The sequence below is a fragment of the Streptomyces sp. NPDC050433 genome (assembly GCF_044458565.1).
Classification (GTDB): domain Bacteria; phylum Actinomycetota; class Actinomycetes; order Streptomycetales; family Streptomycetaceae; genus Streptomyces.
The window spans coordinates 126,388-142,184 of record NZ_JBITIB010000016.1 but is presented as its reverse complement, the minus strand read 5'-3'; the positions used below and the strand labels follow the sequence as shown (position 1 = coordinate 142,184).

The window sequence follows — 15,797 nt, the reverse complement described above, 5'->3', positions numbered from 1 at the left end:
CCGGAGTCCGGACCCCTCCCGGGCCCCGGACCCAGATTCGGTCCAGGACGGCCCACGACTCACTCACCGTAAGCGAAGCAGGTACTCCCCATGTCCACCCAAGCTCCTGTCGTCCATCCCACATACGGGAACTGGCGCAGGCCCAGACGGCCCGGCCTGGGGCCGCTCGGCCTCATCGGCACCATCGGGGTGTTCGGCGGGATCATCGTCGACCTCATCGCGTCGCTGATCTCGTTGCAGGTCACTCTGGTCCTGGTGGTCCTGCAGGTCTTCCTGCTGCTGCCGCTGGCCGCGCGCACGCAGGACGGGCGCAACGTCTATCAGCTCTTCGCCCTGCGCGTCAGCTGGTTCCGTCGCAAGGCCAAGGGATCGACCACCTATGTCTCAGGTCCGCTGGCCTCGCGGCCGGGGGGCCGGTTCCGTCCGCCGGGACTGCTGAGCCGGGTCACGCTCAAGGAGGGCAGGGACGCCTATGACCAGCCGTTCGGTGTGGTCCACCACCGCAGCCGGAACCTCTACACGATCGTGCTCGAGTGTGAACCCGACGGCGGTTCCCTGGTCGACGCCGACCAGGTGGACACCTGGGTGGCGTCATGGGGCCACTGGCTGGCCCGGCTGTCCTCCGAGCCGGGCCTGCGCGGGGCCGCGGTGGTGGTCGAGACCGCCCCGGACACGGGAAACAGGCTGGCCAACGAACTGCTGCCGCGCATTCATCCCGACGCCCCGGAGGCGGCACGGGCGGTGATGGAGGAAGTGGTGCATCGGTATCCGACCGCGTCCTCGGAGATGCACACCTACATCTCGCTGACCTACGGAAATCCCAACGGCCAGAAACGCAAGGGCGACGACATCATCACCGATCTCGCCATCCGCATTCCCGGCCTGCTGTCGGGACTGATGGCCGCGGGCGGCGGCCCCGCGGCCCCGCTGTCGGCCGAGCGCGTCGCGGAAGTCGTACGGGTGGCCTACGACCCGGCCGTGGCCGGGGACGTCCTCGACGCACGCGCGCAGTACGGCGGAACCGGTCTGGACTGGGAGGACGCCGGTCCAACGGCGACCGTGGAAACGGCCAACTCCTATCAGCACGACTCAGGAGTGTCCCGGACCTGGCTGCTCACCCTCGCACCACGTGGCACGGTGCGTGCCCAAGTGCTGCAGGGACTGCTGGAGGCCACTGCGGGCACCCGCCGCAAGCGCGTGGCCCTGCTCTACCGCCCCATCGACCCGGCGACCTCGGCGCGCATCGTCGAGGCCGACCGGCGGGCGGCGCAGTTCATGGCGACCTCGAAGCGCGGCATGGTGCAGGCGCGTGCCGCCAACGAGGTACAGGCCACCGAGCAGACGGCGGTGGAGGAGGCCAGCGGCGCCGGTCTGATCGAGTTCTCACTGATGGTCACGGTGACGGTCGACAGCGTCGAGGATCTCGACGACGCCAACACGTCGGTGCGCAACCAACTGGCCGGAGCGCGCCTGATGATGCGTCCGGCCGACCGGATGCAGGCGGCGGCGTTCAGCTGCACGCTGCCGGTCGGGATCCTGCCGTGGGAGTACACCCTGGTCCCGCGCGAATTGAAGGAGGCCCTGTGAGCAGGAACACGCCCAAGACCAAGAGCAAGAAGGCTCCCCCCCGCCCCAGGGCCCCGCTGGTGCCGCCGCGCGGCTGGCCCGGCCCTGGCGGCGGCCAGGTGGCCAACGTGGACCCGCCGACCATGTGGCGGGCGACGACCGTGCAGGCATGCGGCCTGTGGCCGTTCGCGGCGGGTTCCGGCGCGCCGATGAGCGGTGTCCCGCTCGGCCAGCACCTGTTCACCGGAGCCACCGTCTGCGGTGACCCGCTGTCGTGGTTCACCCGCGCCCAGTACATCTCCAACCCCTCACTGTTCATGCTCGGGATGCCGGGCCTGGGCAAGTCCACCCTGGTCAACCGGATGCTCATCGGGCTGGCCGCCACCGGTGTGGTGCCGCTGGTGCTGGGCGACCTCAAGCCCGACTACGCCGACACCGTGCGCGCCCTGGGCGGACAGGTCATCTCCATCGGGCGCGGAGTGGGCGGCATCAACGTCCTGGACCCGGGGGCCATGGGCGCCGCCGCCGAGCGCATCGGCGGCGAGGCCGGCCGGGTGCTGATGGCCGAGACCCACGGCCGTGTGCTCAACATGGTCGCCGCCCTGGTCACCATCGTGCGCGACCGTCCCGTCGACGACCACGAGCAGTCGGTGCTGTCCGCGGCGCTGCACCATCTGCGCGAGCACACACCGCCCGGCCGCCAGCCGCTGCTGCCCGATCTGCTCCGGATCATCACCGAGGGGCCGGACCGGGTACGGGCGGTGACTCTGGACCGCGGGGACGAGACCCGCTACCGCGACGCCGTGGACCCGCTGCACCGCTCGCTGCTGGGCATCCTCGACGGACCGCTGGGCGACACGTTCGCCTCCGAGACGTCCACCCGCATCGACCTGGACTCACCGGCGGTGTGCGTGGACATCTCCCGGATCGGCGAGGCGGACACCCAGCTCACCGCAGCGGCGATGCTGGCCGCCTGGTCCGACGGCCTGGGCACCGTGGCCGCCTCGCACGCCCTGGCGGACGCCGGACTGCGGCCCCGGCGCTGGTTCTTCACCGTGCTCGACGAGCTGTGGAGACCGCTGCGCGCGGCCTCGGGCATCGTGGACCGTATCGACGCCCTGACCCGGCTCAACCGAAGCCTCGGCCTGGGTGACGCCAAGATCACACACACTCTGAAGGACGCCGAGGCGCTGGGCACCGACTCCGACCGGGTCAAGGCACGTGGTTTCGTCGAACGCGCCGGCATGGTGGTCTGCGCGGGGCTGCCGCGCCAGGAGATGGAGGAGCTGGGCCAGATCGTCGGCCTGTCCCGGCGGGAGATCGATCTGGTCTCCTCCTGGTCCTCGCCCCCGGGCTGGGCGGCGCACGGGGACCGGGAGGAGCCACCCGGCCGCGGCCGTTTCCTGATCAAGGTCGGTGGCCGGCCCGGCATCCCGATCCAGGTCGCCATCACCGACACCGAACGGCGCCTGCACGACACCAACAAACGCTGGGCGTCGAACGATCCCGTCGTCGAGCAGGCGTCCGCGCATGTTCCCGACCTCTCCAAGTTGTCGGAGACAGAAAGGAACTGGACCGCGTGAGCGCGACTGCGGCCAAGGGCAGGAGCCTCGGCGGCGAGCTGGCACCCTGGGCGATCGTCGCCGTGGCGGGCGTGAGCCTGGTGGTGTTCGGGGGCGTGTGGCTCGGCGGCACGCTGGGCGCCGCGCTGACCGGCGCCGGCTGGAATCCTCCGCCGTTCGCCCTGGCGACGTTCGGCACCCTGGTCACCGACGGCCCCGCGGGACTCTGGCCGGACGCCTCGCCCGCCGGTGTGGTCGCCGGTATCGTCCTGGTCTTCGGCTCGGCCGTCGCCGCCGGCGTGCTCGTCGTACGGTGGGTGATGCGGCGCGCCGCCCGGCCCAAAGGGCTGGCAGGGGGCCGGGAACTGGCCGCCCTGGCCCCGGCCGGCATCGCTGAGCGCGCCCGCGACCTGCGCCCCTCGCTCAAGGGCCGCCAGCATCTGCACCCCGACGAGACGGGCAACCTCCTCGGCGACCTCGATCCCAGCGGCCCCGAACTGCGCTCGTCCTACGAGGACGTGGAGCTGGACCTGATGGCCCCGCGTGCCGGCAAGTCCACCGGCATCGCCGTCCCACGCGTACTGCGCGCCCAGGGAGCGGTACTGCTGACCTCCAACAAGTCCGACGTCTACGCCGTCACCCGCGCCGCACGCGAAGAGGCCGGCCGGGTCTGGACGTTCGACCCGCAGGGCATCGCCCACACCCCGCGCGAGATGTGGTGGGACATCCTCGCCGACTGTCACACCATCGAGGGCGCCCGCCGGCTGGCCGGGCACTTCGTCGCCTCCGTCAACGACGACCAGTCGAAGAAGGACTTCTGGATCTCCGCGGCCCAGAACACCCTCACCGCCCTGTTCCTCGCCGCCGCGCGCGGCAAGGCATCCGTGCTCGACCTGCTGGCATGGCTCGCGGACCCCGCCGACCGCACGCCGATCGACCTGCTGCGGGATGTCGACATGATCGCCATGGCCGAGCAGTTGCAGGGCACGGTCCGGGGCGCGGTGGAGACCCGCGACGGCATCTACGAGACCGCCCGGCAGTGCGTGGCCTGTCTGCTCGACCCGGAGATCGTGGCCTGGGTGACGCCCGATCCCGCACTGCCGCAGTTCAAGCCGCACGAGCACGTGCTGGCCACCGACACCCTCTATCTGCTGTCGAAGGACGGCGGTGGCTCGGCCGCGGGGGTGATCGCGGGGCTCGCCGACGCGACGATGCGCGCGGGCGTGGTGGCCGCCGAGCGCATGGGCGGGCGGCTCGACCCTCCGATGACCGCGGTCCTCGACGAGGCGGCCAACGTCTGCCGTATCTCCGACCTCCCCGACCTGTACAGCCACTTCGGCTCGCGCGGCATCAACGTCGTGACTCTTCTTCAGAGTTACCGGCAGGGAAGCCGCGTGTGGGGCGAGGCGGGCATGGACGCCCTGTGGAGCGCGGCCACCATCAAGCTGCTCGGCGCGGGCCTGGACGACGCCGACTTCGTGGAGAAGATCTCCAAGCTCGTCGGCAACCACGACGTACGCACCGCGTCCTACTCCAGGAGCAAGGACGGCGGTTCCCACTCGTACTCCTACCGGCTGGACCCCGTGCTGCCCGCGGACCGGATACGAGCGCTGCCCAAGGGCACCGCCCTGTTGCTGGCCACCGGTGTACGGCCCGCCCTGATCCGTCTGCGTCCCTGGTACAAGGAGCCCAACGCCGGTGCCATCTCGGCGGCGGCCAAGGCCGAGACGGCAGCCATCACCGAGCGGGCCGCCCGCTCCTGGTCCGGCGGCGGCGCTCCCGCCGACACCATGAGCAAGTGGGAGAGGGACGCGGTGTCCCTGGACAAGCCGTACGCGTAGATCTCAGGGCCTGCGAGCCAGCGTCGCCGCGCGCAGCAGCCATTCGGCCGGTCCGTACCGGACATGGCGCAACAGCAGGCCGCCGTACGCGAGTTGCGCCGCGTACAGGGCGAAGCACCCCGCCAGCAGCACCGCGGCGCCATGGCGGCCGTACCAGGCCAGTCCGTAACCGGTGAAGACCAGCGCCATCACCAGGGACTGGGTGAGGTAGTGGGTCAGGGCCAGCCGGCCGGCCCCGGCCAGGGCGCCGGCGGCCCGGCCGCCGGGCCGGGAGCGCAGCAGAAGCAGCAGTCCGCAGACGTACGCGGCCGTCAGTGCCGGGGCGGTGAGCACGCCGACGGCGGAGCCGATGTCGTACCACCGGGCGTCCAGCGGACCGTTGTGGCAGAGGGCCATGAAGACGCTCCCCGCCAGGCCGACGGGCAGGGCGCGTACGACGATCCGCACCATCCGGGCACGGTGCCGGCCGGTGTCGGTGAGCAGCCCGCGCCTGCCGGCGGCGAGTCCCACCAGGAAGGCCGCCAGCATGTCGGCGCCGTACAGGATGTTCCAGCCCAGGGAGTCACGCAACGAGCCCAGATTGGCCCGGACGACGGAGCCGAAGTCTCCCTTGTAGGCAGCCGCCATCTCCTGGATCGCAGCCGTGCGGTCCTGCGGATTCACCGGCTCCGCGTAGGCGACCATCGACAGGCCCCAGACCAGCAGGCATACCGCGACACCGATGACAAGACAGGCCGCCGCCCGTACGGCGGTCCGGGGCTCGATGTCCCTGACCGCGAAGAGGACGAGGCTCAGCACCGCGTAGACCATCAGGACATCGCCGGAGAAGAGGACGACGCCGTGCACGAGCCCCAGGAGGAACAGGCAGCTCAACCGGCGCAGATGCCGAGGAGCGAACGGTGCCCCCGCGCGCTCGGCCGAGGCCCTCTGCAACACGAAGCTGTATCCGAACAGGAAGGAGAAGAGCAGGTAGAACTTGGCACTGACCAGGGCGGTGACGAGCCACTCGGCCGCCTCGTCCACCCACCACACGGACAACTCACCCCCCGGACCCGTATGAGGTCCGGCCATGGACTGGACGTTGACCAGGAGAATGCCCAGCAGGGCGAATCCGCGCAGCAGGTCGATCTCTCGTATCCGCTCGCTCCCCGGTAGCGCCTCAGTGGCGCGAGATGCCTGTGTACGGCGCGAGGAACGCAAGAGGGGCCTCCGGGACCGATGCGGAGCGAAACGAACGGCGAGGCCGCGCCGACCATCACCACATCTGCGTCGCCGCCGCCCGGGGACCACCACGTGAAACCCGCCTGAACGGTTCAACCGGTCCCGCCACGGCAGCGCTGCCCCGGAGCCTCACCAGCGGACCGGAAGCGCGAGCGGGAACCGCCAGATGGACTCCGCGTTCCATACGATGTCGCCGGCTTCGCCTGCCAGCCGCAGCTTCGGGAAGCGGCGCAGGAGCGCCGCCAAGGCGACCTGCATCTCCATCCGGGCCAACTGCGCGCCGGGACACCGGTGCGGGCCGTATCCGAACACCATGTGCCGCGCCGATTCCCGTCGCGGGTCCAACTCGTGCGGGTCGGGGAACACTTCGCCGTCCCGGTTGGCGTTCAGGTACGACACGTGTACCGCGTCACCAGCTTGGATCCTTGTCCCGCTCAGCTCCACGTCCTCGGTGGCCACCCGTGGAATACCGACGCCCTGTCGGAAGGGAATGAACCGCAGCATCTCCTCTATCGCGGCAGGGAGCCGCTCGGGCCGTGTCCGGAGCTCGGCGAGGAGGGTGTCCCTGGTGAGCAAGGTGTAGATCAAATTGCTGATCTCGAAGGTCAACGTGTCGGATGCGACCACGATCACCTGCCCGAGCATGGCCAGCTCGGTGTCGGTGAGCGGCTCGTCGGCACCTTCGGCCCTGCTCATCGCGCTCAGCAGGTCGTCACCCGGCTCCCGTCGCCTGCGCTCGGCCAACTCGGTGAAGTACCCGCGCAGATCCGTCTTCGCCTGCGCTGCTTCGGCGCTCCGCCCGGTCGCCAACGTCATGACCGCCGCAGCCCGTTCCTGGAACCAGCTCCGATCACGTTCGGGGATGCCGAACATCTCACTCGTCACCGCCAGAGGCAGTGGAGAGGACAGGTGCTGGACCAGGTCGGCCGGAGCGCTCGTCCCGGCCATTTCGTCCAGCAGCTGATTCACCGCTCGCTCGGTGCGGGGCCGCAGACGCTCGACGGCGGGGCGGGTGAACCCCTGAGCGATCGCCCGGCGAAACCGGGTGTGCTCAGGAGGGTCCATGTTGTTGATCGCGTCCGAGTGCGCTATCGGCTGCGGCGTCATCCGCGGCAGGTCCCGGCCGATGCCGGCGGCCCGGCTGAATCGGCGGTCCGAGGTGACCACCTGTACGTCTCGGTACCGGGACACCAGCCATGCCTCGCCGCTCCCGTGTCGCATGCGTATCCGCGCCACAGGGTCCTCATCGAGCAGCCGCAGCATGAGCGGATCGAACTCAAGTGCCTCGTTGTGCTGGAAGGGGCAGTCCCAGACTCGGCTGTCGTCCACCGGGGATTCCTCAGCCATGAGTCTGCGTCAGCTTTTTCAGGGCTTCCTGAGTGTTGTAGGCGTTCTCCCAGTGCTCCACGATTCGGCCGTCCCGGAAGCGCCAGAGTCCGCAGAACCGCACTGCCGCGACCTGTGGGTACTGAGTGTGCACGGTGCCCAGCACCGCCCCGAAGTAGTCGTTGGCGATGATGCTCTCCAGCTCCATCACCGTGGTGCCGTGGTGAAGTTCGAGAAGAGCCGCCTGCCGGGCCACGACCGCCGCTTTGCCCACGATATCTCCGGGATCGCGCTCGGTGCGCCCGGCCGGGTGCAGGACGACGTCGTCGTCCGAGTACTCCCCGATGGATGAGAGGTTCTCGTACACGGATCGCAGGGTTTCGACGTTCGGGTGCTCCTTCGGTTCGCGCCGAACGGGGGCGGAGGGCCGGGTCGGAGCTTCCTCCCGGCTGCTTCGGGCGATCTCGTCCCACTGATCGTCGTCCAGCAGGATGTCGGCCGCCCGCAGATTCTCCTCCAGATGCTCGATCGACGTGGTGCCGGGGATCGGCAGTGTCCTGGGCGAGTCGTGCAGCAGCCAGGCGAGGGCGAGTTGAGCGGGCTTCACTCCGATCTCACCGGCCGCCTTGGCCAGCTTGCTGGAGGGCGCCAGAAGGCTTCCGCTGCCCAGCGGCCAATAGCAGATGTAGGCGATGCCGTGTTCCTCGGCATACCTGACGACCGCCTCGTCGGTGCGGTCGCCGATGTTGTAGAGGTTCTCCACCGACGCGATCGTGGCGACGCTGGCCGCCTCCTTCAACTGCTCTATCGTCACTCCGGGCTGCGAGGAAAGCCCGATGTGCCGGATCTTCCCCTCTTCCTGAAGCCGTCGCAGCTCACCCACCTGGTCCGTGAGGGGCACAGTCGGGTCGATGCTGTGCAGCTGATACAGGTCGAGGCAGTCCAGACCCAGGTTGCGCAGGCTCATCTCGACCTGCTGGCGCAGGTACTCGGGCCGGCCACAAGCGGCGATGTACCCCTCCCGCCAGTCTCCGGGGCCACGCCGCAATAAGCCGCCCTTGGTGCAGATCACCAGGTCTTCGGGGTATGGATGCAGTGCTTCGCGGATGATCTGCTCGTTGAAGTCCGGCCCGTAGGCATCCGCGGTGTTGATGAAGTTGACGCCCAACTCCACAGCGCGGCGCAGCAGTCGGATGGCTGAAGAGGGGTCTTTCGGCGGCCCCCAGCATCCCGGCCCGGTCAACTTGATGGCACCGTAGCCGATCCGGTTGACCGTGCGGTCTCCTCCGATGGTCAACTGCTGACTGACGCCTTTCGGCGATATGCTCACAGTGCGAATTCCTTTACTTCGTGAGAGGGGAACGGCGTGGAGAATTGCGTGTCAGGGGCAACCCAGGTGCCCAGCGCGATTTCGGCAGTGATGCCCGGCCCGAACCCGGCGAGCATCCCCCGTGCTCCGTGCGGAACGGTCCCTGATTCGATCAGTCGGCGCAGGGCGTCGAGCACGACAGCGGAGGCGATGTTCCCGTACTCCGTCAGGGTGCTGCGGCTGTAGGAGAACATGGCCGGATCGACGCCGAGGAAAAGAGACAGGTCGTCGAGGATCCTCGGTCCGCCGGCGTGAATGATGTAGAAGTCGAGCGCGCCCGCGTCCCACCCGTGCTGGTCGGCCAGATCGCGGAGAGCAGGGGCGAGTTGCTTCATCGTCCCTGGAACTCTTCGGTCGAGCAGGAAATGGAACCCGGTAGCCTTCACCGCGTACGATATCCAGTCCTCTGTGTTCGGCACGAGGTGCGATCCGTTCCGCGTCAACTGTATTCCGCTGCCCCCCTCCGAGCGAACGACCGCCGCCGCCACCGCGTCCCCGAACAACCCGTTGGACAGTAGATTGCCCACGGTCATATCGGTCGGTTGATAGCAGAGCGAACAGAATTCACAGGAAACTATCAGGACATTCGCGTCGGCATGGGCCCGGCAGAAGTCACTGGCACGATTGATGGCAGCGCCGCCCGCGGCGCAACCCATCTGCGAGATGGGTAACTGTCGTGTGTCCGCCCGAAACCCCAGGCTGTTGATCATCCATGCGGTCATGGAGGGCATGCTGTACCCCGTGCACGACACGTAGATGATGGCATCAACCTGGTCGGCGCTGAGCGCGGCATTCCGCAGTGCCCGCTCGACCACGGCCGGGATCCGGGCCTTCGCTTCATGGAGATGAATTCGGTTGCGTTCCTCAAATCCCGGATGCGCCAGGGTTCTTTCGATGGGCTGAACCAGATGCCGGGTCCGTACTCCCGTATTGTTGATCAACTTGAGTGCCAACGGCAGCTGACTGTGGTCAGGGTGCAGGCGCTCCGCAAGCTCAAGCGTCTCCTGCATGCTGATCGTGTATTCAGGTACATCGACTGCTGGGCAGCAAAGTACAGGCACGCGTCTTCCGATCGATATTCTGGAACAGATGATTCAGTCTCGTTCCGGACGTGCTGCGGGAGTTCGGGAGGCCGCTGATTCCAGCGTCGAGAATGCGCCCGCGGGGCGGTGGAACGCAGGACACCCCGTCATCCGGCCCCGGCCGGCCGGATGTTCCTCCGTCAGCCCGTCCGGACTCGACCTCCGTAGTCGTGTCATCGCCACAACCTCCCAAGTCGGACAACACATCGCACCGGTTCAGCGGGCACAGGGATCGCCGTGTTCATCCATCGGGCTCAGTGGTCCCTGTGTTGATCAACTACGGTCGAAGTTGTTGGGTGGTTCAACGCCTGGCTCACCCTGGTCGATCAATTACCTGGTAGGGCTTGGAGGTCGTCTTTAGGAAGCCGAAGGTGAACCGCACCTTCGGTGCGCCCATGTTGAACTTGGCGAGGTCAGGGTCTGTTCCTGAGGGGTGGGCAGCCGGCCGACGGTCGGGGCGATCAGCGCCAGGGCGCGCATCAGCATGCCGCGGTACTGGCCGGTGGCGTATTCGCCTTTGTCCGTGTTGCGGCTGAGTGGGTGCAGGCGTCGTGACAGCGTCTGGTTCATGTCACTTTCACATTCCTGGATGGGTTGCTGACTGACAGGAAGGGGCCGGTGGCGGAGGCTGCTCGGCTGAGGCTCGGCACCGGCTGTGAGGCCGTCGTTTCGCGCGACTACTCGTTGTCACCCACGGCGGCGACGGCATGGCCGCCGAACTGGTTACGCAGGGCGGCGATCATCTTCATCTGCGGGGAATCGTCCTGCCGGGACGCGAACCGGGAGAAGAGAGAGGCGGTAATGGTGGGGAGGGGTACGGCGTTGTCGATGGCGGCCTCGACAGTCCAGCGGCCTTCACCCGAGTCGGCGGCGTATCCCTTGAGCTTGTCGAGGTGTTCGTCGGCGTCCAGGGCGTTCACGGCCAGGTCGAGCAGCCAGGAGCGGATGACCGTGCCCTCCTGCCAGGACCGGAAGACCTCACGCACATCCGTGACGGAGTCGACCTTCTCCAGCAGCTCCCAGCCCTCGGCGTAGGCCTGCATCATGGCGTACTCGATGCCGTTGTGGACCATCTTCGCGAAGTGCCCGGCGCCGACCTTGCCCGCGTGGACATAGCCGTACGGACCCTCCGGCTTGAGCGCCTCGAAGACCGGCCGCACGACGGCGATGTCCTCAGCCGCACCGCCGACCATGAGGGCGTAACCGTTCCGCAGACCCCAGACACCGCCGGAGACGCCGGCGTCGACGAAGCCGATACCCTTCGCGGCGAGCTCAAGGGCGTGCTTCTCGTCGTCCGTCCAGCGGGAGTTGCCGCCGTCGACCACGATGTCACCGGGAGACAGCAGTTCCGCCAGCTCGTCGATGACGCCCTGTGTCGCCGGACCCGCGGGGACCATCACCCAGATCACGCGCGGGCCATCGAGCTTGCCGACCAGTTCACCGAGGCTGTTCACGTCGGAGACCTCGGGGTTGCTGTCGTAGCCGATGACGGTGTGGCCCGCACGGCGGATCCGCTCGCGCATGTTGCCGCCCATCTTGCCCAGGCCGATGAGTCCGAGTTCCATCGCCGTCATGTCACGTGCTCCTGTGCTGTTCGTGGCCGGCCAGCATTCCGATGTGGCGGACATGACGCCCGTCCTGGCTGAAGGGAGCCTTCACAAAGACCTCGTGGACCCGCGTCATCGCCACCGCATCCTGCGGTAGGCGGCCAAGAGGGCGCTGGTGGAGGTGTCGAGGCCGGGTACCTCGGCGCCTTGGGTCAGGGCGGGTTCCACTCGCTGGGCGAGGACCTTGCCCAGTTCGACGCCCCACTGGTCGAAGGAGTCGATGTTCCAGATCGCGCCTTGCACGAACACCTTGTGCTCGTACAGCGCGATCAGCTGGCCGAGCACCGACGGAGTCAGCTCGGGCGCCAGGATGGTGGTGGTGGGATGGTTGCCGCGGAAGGTGCGGTGCGGAACCTGCTCCTCCGGGATGCCTTCCGCCCGTACCTCGTCGGCGGTCCTGCCGAAGGCGAGCGCCTGGCCCTGCGCGAAGAGGTTGGCCATCAGCAGGTCGTGCTGGGCGTCGAGTTCGGGCTCCAGTCCGTTGACCGGGTTGGCGAAACCGATCAGGTCGGCCGGGATCGTCTTCGTGCCCTGGTGGAGCAACTGGTAGTAGGCGTGCTGGCCGTTGGTGCCGGGCGTGCCCCACACCACCGGCCCGGTCTGCCACCGCACCGGGTTCCCGTCGCGGTCCACGGACTTGCCGTTGGACTCCATGTCCAGCTGCTGCAAGTACGCCGTGAACTTGGACAGATAGTGTGAGTACGGCAGTACGGCGTGCGACTGGGCATCGAAGAAGTTGCCGTACCAGACGCCCAGCAGACCAAGAATCAGTGGCACGTTGGCCTCGGCGGGCGCGGTGCGGAAGTGCTCGTCGACCTGCCGGAAGCCGTCGAGCATCTCCCGGAACCGGTCGGGACCGATCGCGATCATCAGCGACAGACCGATCGCCGAGTCGTACGAGTACCGGCCACCGACCCAGTCCCAGAACTCGAACATGTTGGCCGTGTCGATACCGAAGTCCGACACCTTCTCGGCGTTCGTCGACAGCGCCACGAAGTGCTTGGCGACGGCGTCGGATCCGGGATCATCGCCGAGCCCGGCCAGCAGCCAGGTCCGCGCCGAGGTCGCGTTGGTGATCGTCTCGATGGTGGTGAAGGTCTTCGAGGCGACGATGAACAGCGTCTCCGCCGGGTCCAGGTCCCGCACGGCCTCGTGCAGGTCCGCGCCGTCGACGTTGGAGACGAAGCGGACGGTCAGCGAGCGGTCGGTGTAGGCCCGCAGCGCCTCGTACGCCATCGCCGGGCCCAGGTCCGACCCGCCGATACCGATGTTGACGACATTGCGGATCGGCTTGCCGGTGTGCCCGGACCACTCTCCCGAACGGATTCGCCCGGCGAAGGCCGCCATCTTGTCGAGAACGGCGTGCACCTTCGGTACGACGTTCTCGCCGTCGACCTCGATCACCGCGTCCCGCGGGGCGCGCAGCGCGATATGCAGCACGGCCCGCCGCTCGGTGACGTTGATCGGCTCACCGCGGAACATCGCGTCGCGCAGGCCGAACACGCCGGTGGCGGTAGCCAGTTCCCGCAGCAGATCGAGCGTCCGGTCGGTGATCAGGTGCTTGGAGTAGTCGACGAGGAGGTCACCGACGCTCCCGGCGAAACGCTGAGCACGGTCCCCGTCCGCCGCGAAGAGATCTCGCAGATGCGTCGGCCCGAAGTCCTCGCGGTGTTTGACGAGCGCCGCGAACTCGGGCAGTTCGTTGACTCGGAGGGTGTCAGGCATGCTCCGGCTCCTGATTCGTGCGCGGCCGTGCCGGTGGTGTCACAGCGGTGGGCAGCGCCGCCGCGTACGCGTCGTCCGGGTCGAGACGCCGCAGTTCCTCGGCGATCAGCTCGGCCGTGCTCCGCACGCGCAGGGCGAGGGTGCGGGTGGGCTGGCCGGTGATGGAGAGGGTCGCCACCACGCCGACCGGGCGATCGATATGGATCTCGCCCGACTCGGTGTACAGCCGGACCCCTGTCACCACGGGGCCGTCGGTGTCCCGCTGCTCGACCGGCACGCGGAGGCGGTCGGTGAGCCAGCGGGCCAGCAACTCGGCGCTGGGGTTGCCCGGTTCGCTCTCCACCACCGCCGAGGTGACGGTGGCGCGGACCTGGTCGAGCGCGGCGGCCAGCATGGAACGCCACGGGGTGAGGCGCGTCCAGGCCAGATCCGTGTCGCCGGGGGCGTAGGAGGCCGCACGGGCGGCCAGTTCCCGCAGCGGTTCCTCGACGGCGTACAGGTCGGTGATCCGGCGCTGGGCTAGCGCGCCCAGCGGGTCTTCGGCGGGCGCCGCCGGGGCGTCGGCCGGCCACCAGACGACGACCGGGGCGTCCGGCAGCAGCAGCGGCAGGATCACCGAGTCGGCGTGGTCGACCGCCTCGTCGTACAACCGGAGCAGCACGGTCTCACCGCTGCCGGAATCGCCGCCGATACGGACCTCGGCGTCGACGCGGGGCTCGCTGCGGTGCCGGAAGCCACGGGCCGGCCGCTTGATGACGGCCAGGATCCGGGAGGGATGTTCACGCGAGGCCTCGGTCGCGGCCTTCACCGCGTCGTGTGCGTTCTCCTCGTCGGTGACGATGACGAGAGTGAGCACCATGCCGACAGCGGCGCTGCCGTTGGCCCTGCCCTCGGTCAACGCCTTGTTGATCCGGGCGGCCGTCGTGTACGTGAGGTCGGTGATCACGGCCTGCGCCACTTCCGTCCGTCTCGTGCGAGCATCTCGTCGGCCTCGGTGGGGCCCCAGCCGCCCGAGGTGTACTGCGCGGGCTTCCGGTGCGTCTCCCAGTACTCCTCGATCGGGTCGAGGATCCGCCAGGACTCCTCGACCTCCTCGGTACGCGGGAAGAGGTTGGCGTCGCCGAGCAGGACGTCGAGGATCAGGCGCTCGTACGCCTCGGGGCTCTCCTCGGTGAACGACTCGCCGTAGGCGAAGTCCATGGTCACGTCTCGGATCTCCATCGAGGTGCCGGGCACCTTCGAACCGAACCGGGTGGTCATGCCCTCGTCGGGCTGCACCCGGATGACCAGGACGTTCGTGCCGAGTTCCGCGGTGGCGGTCGAGTCGAACGGCGAGTGCGGGGCACGCTGGAAGACCACCGCGATCTCCGTGACCCGGCGGCCCAGCCGCTTGCCGGTGCGCAGGTAGAACGGGACGCCCGCCCAGCGGCGGTTGTCCACCTCCAGCTTGACGGCCGCGTACGTGTCGGTCTTCGACACGGGATCGATGCCGTCTTCCTGGAGATAGCCGACGACCTTCTCGCCGCCCTGCCAGCCGGCCGCGTACTGGCCGAACACGGTGTGCTCGCCCAGTTCCTCCGGCAGCCGCACCGACTTCAGGACCTTGAGCTTCTCGGTGAGCAGCGAATCGGCGTCGAAGGCGATGGGCTCCTCCATGGCGGTCAGGGCGAGGAGTTGGAGGAGGTGGTTCTGGATGACGTCGCGAGCCGATCCGATGCCGTCGTAGTAGCCGGCCCGGCCGCCGATGCCGATGTCCTCCGCCATCGTGATCTGCACGTGGTCGACGTACGAGCGGTTCCAGATCGGCTCGTACATCTGGTTGGCGAAGCGCAGCGCCAGGATGTTCTGGACGGTCTCCTTGCCCAGGTAGTGGTCGATGCGGAACACCTGGTCCGGCTCGAACACGTCGTGCACGAGCGCGTTCAGCTCACGGGCGCTCCTCAGGTCGCGCCCGAAGGGCTTCTCGATCACCGCCCGCCGCCAGGAGCCCTCAGGCGCGTCGGCCAGCCCGTGCCTCTTCAGCTGCCGGACGACGTTGGGGAAGAATTTCGGCGGCACGGACAGGTAGAAGGCGAAGTTGCCACTGGTGCCCCGGGACGCGTCGAGGTCGTCGATGGTCTCCCGGAGCTTCTTGAACGCCTCGTCATCACCGAAGTCGCCCACGATGAAACGGATGCCCTCGGCGAGCTGCTGCCAGACTTCCTCCCGGAACTCCGTACGGGCGTGCTCGCGCACCGAGTCGTGGACTATCCGCGCGAAGTCCTCGTCCTCCCAGTCCCGCCGGGCGAAGCCGATGAGCGAGAAGCCCGGCGGCAGCAGCCCGCGGTTGGCGAGGTCGTACACGGCCGGCATCAGCTTCTTGCGGGACAGGTCGCCGGTGACACCGAAAATGACCAGACCCGACGGGCCCGCGATACGCGGCAGACGGCGGTCGGAAGCGGTGCGCAGAGGGTTCGTCCACCCGTCCGCCCCAGGCGTCGGGGTTGTGTCCGGCATCG

General features: G+C 68.5%; 12 protein-coding genes. 3 read left to right on the top strand and 9 right to left on the bottom strand.

What is annotated here, in order from left to right; all coding sequences use genetic code 11:
- The first annotated feature begins 90 nt into the window (after positions 1–90).
- From ACIBLA_RS21010 to ACIBLA_RS21000, 3 genes are all read left to right on the top strand, one after another.
- Positions 91–1,587, top strand: a complete 1,497-nt coding sequence (locus ACIBLA_RS21010; protein WP_363243953.1) for an SCO6880 family protein — start codon at positions 91–93, stop codon at positions 1,585–1,587.
- A gap of 122 nt (positions 1,588–1,709) precedes the next feature.
- Positions 1,710–3,149 (top strand): ATP/GTP-binding protein, encoded by a 1,440-nt coding sequence (locus tag ACIBLA_RS21005; protein WP_399199453.1) that lies wholly within the window; start codon positions 1,710–1,712, stop codon positions 3,147–3,149.
- A complete protein-coding gene (locus ACIBLA_RS21000; protein WP_399199419.1) occupies positions 3,146–4,969 on the top strand; it encodes a type IV secretory system conjugative DNA transfer family protein in 1,824 nt (607 codons plus the stop codon). The genes ACIBLA_RS21005 and ACIBLA_RS21000 overlap by 4 nt, the downstream gene beginning before the upstream one ends.
- Positions 4,970–4,972: 3 nt before the next feature.
- Here ACIBLA_RS21000 and ACIBLA_RS20995 read toward each other — a convergent pair whose 3' ends face one another.
- The 9 genes from ACIBLA_RS20995 to zwf form a co-directional block, all read right to left on the bottom strand.
- A complete protein-coding gene (locus ACIBLA_RS20995) occupies positions 4,973–6,169 on the bottom strand; it encodes a DUF418 domain-containing protein (protein WP_399199418.1) in 1,197 nt (398 codons plus the stop codon).
- A 150-nt stretch (positions 6,170–6,319) separates the two neighbouring features.
- Positions 6,320–7,537: a cytochrome P450 gene (locus ACIBLA_RS20990; RefSeq protein ID WP_399199417.1), complete on the bottom strand. Its 1,218-nt coding sequence runs from the start codon at positions 7,535–7,537 to the stop codon at positions 6,320–6,322.
- The gene (locus tag ACIBLA_RS20985) at positions 7,530–8,846 is read right to left on the bottom strand and encodes an aldo/keto reductase (protein WP_399199416.1); all 1,317 of its coding nucleotides are present in this window, start codon (positions 8,844–8,846) and stop codon (positions 7,530–7,532) included. The genes ACIBLA_RS20990 and ACIBLA_RS20985 overlap by 8 nt, the downstream gene beginning before the upstream one ends.
- The gene (locus ACIBLA_RS20980) at positions 8,843–9,946 is read right to left on the bottom strand and encodes a type III polyketide synthase (protein ID WP_399199415.1); all 1,104 of its coding nucleotides are present in this window, start codon (positions 9,944–9,946) and stop codon (positions 8,843–8,845) included. Before ACIBLA_RS20980 ends, ACIBLA_RS20985 begins: the two co-directional genes overlap by 4 nt.
- A gap of 378 nt (positions 9,947–10,324) precedes the next feature.
- Positions 10,325–10,537 (bottom strand): hypothetical protein, encoded by a 213-nt coding sequence (locus ACIBLA_RS20975; protein ID WP_363243947.1) that lies wholly within the window; start codon positions 10,535–10,537, stop codon positions 10,325–10,327.
- A gap of 107 nt (positions 10,538–10,644) precedes the next feature.
- Entirely contained in the window at positions 10,645–11,595 is a 951-nt protein-coding gene (gene gnd, locus ACIBLA_RS20970) for a phosphogluconate dehydrogenase (NAD(+)-dependent, decarboxylating) (protein ID WP_363243946.1), read from the bottom strand.
- Between the two features lie 51 nt (positions 11,596–11,646).
- Positions 11,647–13,299, bottom strand: a complete 1,653-nt coding sequence (gene pgi, locus ACIBLA_RS20965; protein WP_399199413.1) for a glucose-6-phosphate isomerase — start codon at positions 13,297–13,299, stop codon at positions 11,647–11,649.
- On the bottom strand, positions 13,292–14,245 hold the full coding sequence (gene opcA / locus ACIBLA_RS20960) for a glucose-6-phosphate dehydrogenase assembly protein OpcA (RefSeq protein ID WP_399199412.1): 954 nt from the start codon (positions 14,243–14,245) through the stop codon (positions 13,292–13,294). Before opcA ends, pgi begins: the two co-directional genes overlap by 8 nt.
- Positions 14,242–15,795, bottom strand: a complete 1,554-nt coding sequence (zwf, locus tag ACIBLA_RS20955) for a glucose-6-phosphate dehydrogenase (RefSeq protein ID WP_399199411.1) — start codon at positions 15,793–15,795, stop codon at positions 14,242–14,244. The genes opcA and zwf overlap by 4 nt, the downstream gene beginning before the upstream one ends.
- Positions 15,796–15,797: the final 2 nt, after the last annotated feature.